4 protein-coding genes are annotated in these 5,982 nt (G+C 50.9%); 1 reads left to right on the top strand and 3 read right to left on the bottom strand.

The features are described from left to right. Positions 1-123 precede the first annotated feature (123 nt). The gene (gene hemL, locus RSC70_RS20855; RefSeq protein ID WP_004847413.1) at positions 124-1,407 is read left to right on the top strand and encodes a glutamate-1-semialdehyde 2,1-aminomutase; all 1,284 of its coding nucleotides are present in this window, start codon (positions 124-126) and stop codon (positions 1,405-1,407) included. Between the two features lie 157 nt (positions 1,408-1,564). Here the strand turns inward: hemL and RSC70_RS20850 are convergent, their stop codons facing one another. The 3 genes from RSC70_RS20850 to RSC70_RS20840 form a co-directional block, all read right to left on the bottom strand. Next, complete coding sequence (locus RSC70_RS20850) at positions 1,565-3,622, bottom strand: hypothetical protein (protein ID WP_332543481.1); 2,058 nt, start codon at positions 3,620-3,622, stop codon at positions 1,565-1,567. Positions 3,623-3,933: 311 nt separating this feature from the next. After that, complete coding sequence (gene guaA, locus RSC70_RS20845; RefSeq protein ID WP_004847419.1) at positions 3,934-5,511, bottom strand: glutamine-hydrolyzing GMP synthase; 1,578 nt, start codon at positions 5,509-5,511, stop codon at positions 3,934-3,936. 102 nt (positions 5,512-5,613) lie between these two features. Further along, on the bottom strand, positions 5,614-5,982 hold a 369-nt coding region (locus RSC70_RS20840), incomplete at its 5' end, for an IMP dehydrogenase (protein WP_332543479.1).

The following is a 5,982-nucleotide window of genomic DNA, read 5'->3' as shown; positions in this document are numbered from 1 at the left end:
GAGATAAGAACGTTTGAATTCTGTTCAATCCCTTAGCTTGAGCTTTTCTTCATTTCATCTCTGCGGCGACTTCTTTAGAATAGACGCGACTTTTTACATTCAGCACAGGTCAGGAGCCGATTTATGAGTAAGTCTGAAAGTCTGTACGCTCAGGCAAAAGAGCTAATTCCGGGTGGCGTAAACTCCCCCGTTCGCGCCTTCACCGGCGTTGGTGGCGTGCCTTTGTTTATCGAGCGCGCAGATGGCGCTTACCTGTACGATGCCGATGGTAAAGCCTATATCGACTACGTTGGCTCATGGGGGCCAATGGTTCTCGGCCACAACCACCCAGCGATCCGCGAAGCCGTTCTGGAAGCCGTAGGCCGTGGTTTGAGCTTCGGCGCGCCGACGGAAATGGAAGTGAAAATGGCCCAATTGGTTACCGACTTGGTGCCAAGTATGGACATGGTTCGCATGGTGAACTCAGGGACCGAAGCCACCATGAGCGCCATTCGTTTGGCGCGTGGTTTTACCGGTCGCGACAAAATTATCAAATTTGAAGGCTGCTACCACGGCCACGCAGATCACCTTTTGGTTAAAGCGGGCTCCGGCGCACTGACGCTAGGCCAGCCAAACTCTCCAGGCGTTCCCGCTGACTTTGCTAAACATACGCTGACCTGCACCTATAACGACGTAGAATCTGTCATGCAGGCGTTCAAGCAATATCCTAACGACATCGCCTGTATTATCGTTGAGCCCGTCGCCGGCAACATGAACTGCATTCCACCTCTGCCTGAATTCCTACCAGGTCTGCGTGAGCTGTGTGACCAATATGGCGCCTTGTTGATCATTGACGAAGTCATGACCGGTTTCCGCGTGGCACTAGCGGGAGCTCAGGATTATTACGGTGTAACACCAGATCTCACCTGCTTAGGGAAAATCATCGGTGGTGGTATGCCAGTGGGCGCATTTGGTGGTCGTCGCGATGTCATGGAAGCTCTGGCACCAACGGGCCCGGTTTATCAGGCGGGGACGCTATCAGGTAACCCGGTCGCGATGGCGGCTGGATTTGCCTGTCTGAATGAGATTTCTCAGCCGGGGATCTATCCACAGCTGACTGAGCTGACCGACAATCTGGCTTCCGGCCTGTTAAACGCCGCGCAAAAAGAAGGCATTCCATTAGTGGTTAACCACGTGGGCGGCATGTTCGGGATTTTCTTTACCGATCAAGAAACCGTAACCTGCTATGCCGACGTCACTCGCTGCGACGTAGACCGCTTTAAGCAGTTCTTCCATCTGATGCTGGAAGAAGGCGTGTACTTCGCACCATCAGCGTTTGAAGCGGGCTTTATGTCACTGGCGCATTCTCAGGAAGATATACAAAAGACCATCGACGCCGCGCGCCGCTGTTTTGTGAAGATGAAGTAATCTTTATCCATTAAGTAGCCGCACAATGCGGCTACTTAAATATGCAGCGTGAACGCTTCAAAGTCGCGCGTTAAGAGGATATCAGGAACGTTTTACCTGTCCCCCTCCCCCTCGAAGTTTTCAAACACTGGATTCATTCTCGATCGCGGCACTACGCTTAAAACTGCGGTTCAGGACAATTCTCGCCAAACTTGGCTGCCCAGTCATAATACGAGCCATTCTTGATATAGCGTTGGTACAATGCTCGGCTCGTCTTCGTATCGTATGCAATCACCCAGCTTGTGGCATTACACAATACGGCAGCATAAGCCTGACTTTTCGGTGGCAATAAATTGGCTGCTTTCTGAGCTAAGTCCACCGCTCGCCAGCGGTAATGCAAGAAGTGATTGTCCGCCTCTGGCAATGATTTCACGGCCCGACTTGCCTCAGCCACGTTGATCCAGCTTTTATGCTGTAAATCACGAGTATCGAATGCATCCCCCAGATAAGAAATACCAGCGCCATAAATAGCGTAGTCCGGCGTCATTTCATAGCCCATAAACTCCAACCCCTGCTTTCGCAGTAATGTGGCAGCGTGATAATAGGCTTTGGCCTTGGCTCTCTTGTCAGACGTTTTATTTTTGGCAGCATTTATACTATCAACAAATTCCTGCGCAAACTGACGATAAGCTGGGAACGCAAAGTAGTTCACCGCTTCCTGATAGCGCCCAGCCCGCATCATTCTTCGTGCTAGCAAGTCACGCAGTTTTTCATCCTGCGTGATCTGGTGATCGCTGTACCCATCCGGATTAATGGGCTTCAATGGTGTGCTAGGTGCAGGTATGTGTTCATCAACAAAGCGTTTCAATTCATCAATGGTTAGCACTCGTTCAGCGATATCAGCCACATCCGCCCAATAGTTTTCTTTACCTTGATACATAAAAGCCATGGCTTGCAGATAATCGCCACGATTCAGTGCCAGAATGGACTGCTCACCAGAAACTCGGCAAACTGGAGTGATCATTTCTGGCGCATAATCATCATTACGCTGTAGCCCCCAGCTTTCATCCGAAGGGAATGCGGAAGCCGCCTTGGCATAGGCCTCGGTGGCAGACTTCACATCACCATCACGTAGAGCCATCTTGGCACGTAGCCACCACGCTAATCCCCCGTCGCCAGCGTTCTTCAGCAGGCTGGCAGCCATCGTATATTGTCCGGAACGATAAGCTAACGCAGCTAAACGATCGCTACCGCGGAAGCCACTTTTCACTGAATCCATCAGTAACGCGAGGATCGGAGCAATAGTCTGTTCTGGCTTGGTGTTCCCCATCTGCAAATTACTGCTACGAGCAAACAGTTCGATAGTCACCAACTGCTGCACCAATGGATCGCTAATGGCCTGCTTAAGCACATCCCTATTTTCTGGTCTAATCAGATAGCCGGAGATATACATCAGTGAAAGCCCGCCATCGGTATCGCCCTGAGCCGCTTGCTGTGCATATAACTGTGTTGCAGGGATTATGTCTCCAAGCCATAAATGAATACGCGCCTGCTGCCCTAGGCTACTCAGCGCCAGTTGTTCTGGATCAACAGCCCCGCTTTTCACGTTATCAATCACTTGCTGGAAGGAAGCCAGAGCTTGCTCAAGCTGCTCTTTTTTGGGGTGCGACGCTGGTGGCGTGTTCAATCCAGATACGTCTTCCGGCGTACCATAATCGTTCATCTGCACGCGCCCCAGTGAATATTGCGCCCGTAGTCCCCATTCTCCCTGCTCAGCAACGGGGAGAGCCAGAACCTGCTGAAAATATTCCGATGCACGAGGATCTTTTTCTCCAAAAGCCACGGCACCCAACGTATACAGGCGTGCTGCGTTCGATAGGCTCTTCGCATCGATTGCCGAAGCAGCCTCAACGCTGTGAGTTTGTCGCATATCAGCAATGATTCGTTGTTCTGGCGACAACGGAACAGGTTTCGATGACGTGCCGAGTGTTGACGATACAGGTGCTTTCCAAAGTGGTAATTGCTTGTCTACAGGCACGAGTCGGCTAGCTTCAAATACAAAATTGCCTTCCGGCATCGACAGAAGAGTATCGTTACGATTGAGCAGTAAACGGTTAGGAAAGTCTGGCCCACAAGCAAAACTACTCTGCGGAAAAACCAGCGCTGCCGCAATAAGTGCCGCTAACGATAGTGTGCGAAACGGGTTTCCATTTGAGGACAAATCAAAATGTGGCATTCGTGTTCCCTGAAGATATTTTGTTGGCACCTAAAAAACTGTATCAACAACGCCATCGGGCACTCTATCCCATGATTCACGTTGTCCAGAAGTGATTTTGGTTAGAGCCCACCGCTCTCACGAAGTTCACGAATCACACGAAAATAGCGAGAGAATAACGACGCTATTTTTCACCAAAGTGGTGCCAAACTGGTATCAAAAAATCCGATGTTCAGCCTTCGCTATCGCCGCTAGAAACAAGAAAGCCCTCTGATCTCTCAGAGGGCTTAAGATGTTTGCTACCGACTCACATCGTTACTCGTGGCCGAGCACTATTCCCACTCAATCGTAGCCGGTGGTTTACCGGAGATATCGTACACTACGCGGGAAATGCCGTTCACTTCGTTGATGATGCGGTTGGATACACGCCCCAAGAAGTCATATGGCAGGTGCGCCCAATGCGCGGTCATGAAGTCGATGGTTTCTACCGCACGCAGAGAAACGACCCAATCATATTTACGGCCATCGCCCATTACGCCAACAGAGCGAACCGGCAGGAATACGGTAAATGCCTGGCTCACTTTGTTATACAGATCAGCCTTATGCAGTTCTTCAATGAAGATCGCATCCGCACGACGCAGCAGGTCACAGTACTCTTTCTTGACCTCACCCAGTACACGCACGCCCAAGCCTGGACCTGGGAACGGATGGCGGTACAGCATGTCGTATGGCAGACCCAGTTCTAGGCCGATCTTACGCACTTCGTCTTTGAACAGCTCTTTTAGCGGCTCAACCAGACCCAGCTTCATCTCTTTCGGCAAACCGCCAACGTTGTGGTGAGACTTGATCACGTGAGCTTTACCGGTTGCTGACGCTGCGGACTCAATCACATCAGGATAGATGGTGCCCTGTGCCAACCACTTAACGTTAGGCTGCTTGCACGCTTCTTCGTCGAACACTTCAACGAATACGCGGCCGATAGTTTTACGCTTGGCTTCTGGATCGTTGATGCCAGCCAGCGCATTCAGGAAGCGATCTTCGGCTTTAACATGGATAATATTCAGGCCGAATTTATCGCCGAACATGTCCATTACCTGCTCACCTTCATTCAGGCGCAGCAGTCCGTTGTCAACGAAGACACAGGTCAGACGCTTGCCGATAGCACGATGCAGCAGCAAAGCTGTCACAGAGGAGTCAACGCCGCCGGACAAGCCTAAGATCACTTCGTCTTCACCGACCTGCTCACGCAGTCGCACGACCGCATCCTCAATGATCGTCGCTGGCGTCCACAGCGCTTCGCAACCACAGATATCCAGAATGAAACGCTCAAGCATGCGCTGCCCTTGATGGGTATGAGTCACTTCAGGGTGGAACTGTACGCCGTAGAAACGCTTTTCATCGTTTGCCATGATGGCATAAGGACAGGTTTCGGTGCTGGCGACGGTGACAAAATCAGAAGGGATAGCGGTCACTTTATCGCCGTGGCTCATCCAGACATCGAGCACTGGCGTGCCGTCTTTGGTCAGGGAGTCTTTGATATCATCAAACATTTTGCTGTGTGCGGTAACTTCTACCTGCGCATAGCCAAATTCACGTTCGTTAGAGCTTTCTACATGGCCACCCAACTGCATCGCCATGGTCTGCATGCCGTAGCACACGCCAAACACAGGCACACCAGCAGTAAACACATATTCTGGCGCTCGTGGGCTATTGTTCTCAGTGGTGCTTTCTGGACCACCGGACAGAATAATACCGCTTGGATTAAATTCGCGGATCTGCTCTTCGGTGACGTCCCACGCCCACAGTTCGCAATATACGCCGATTTCGCGAACACGACGCGCCAGAAGCTGGGTGTACTGGGAGCCGAAATCCAGAATCAGAATGCGATGCTTATGAATATTTTGAGTCATGTAAGGCCTTGTTTAGAAAAATAAATAGCCAAAAAACGAAAATAGGTGACTAAATACCGAACGGCGAGAACCTGCAATACGTTCCCGCCTCGACATTCAGAATTACGATCCCATACGGTAGTTCGGTGACTCTTTAGTGATGGTCACATCGTGAACGTGGCTTTCCTGAATGCCTGCACCGCTGATACGAACGAATTCTGCTTTAGTACGCAGTTCATCAATCGTGGCGCAACCGGTCAGCCCCATACATGAGCGCAGACCGCCCATTTGCTGGTGAATGATCGCTTTCAGATGGCCTTTGTATGCAACGCGGCCTTCAATACCTTCAGGAACCAATTTGTCTGCGGCATTATCGCTCTGGAAATAACGGTCAGAAGAACCTTTAGACATTGCCCCCAGTGAACCCATGCCACGGTAAGATTTGAATGAACGGCCCTGATACAGCTCGATTTCACCCGGAGATTCTTCAGT

The sequence above is a fragment of the Hafnia sp. genome, assembly GCF_036648275.1.
GTDB classification, from domain to species: domain Bacteria; phylum Pseudomonadota; class Gammaproteobacteria; order Enterobacterales; family Enterobacteriaceae; genus Hafnia; species Hafnia alvei.
This window is presented reverse-complemented; position numbering and strand designations above follow the sequence as displayed.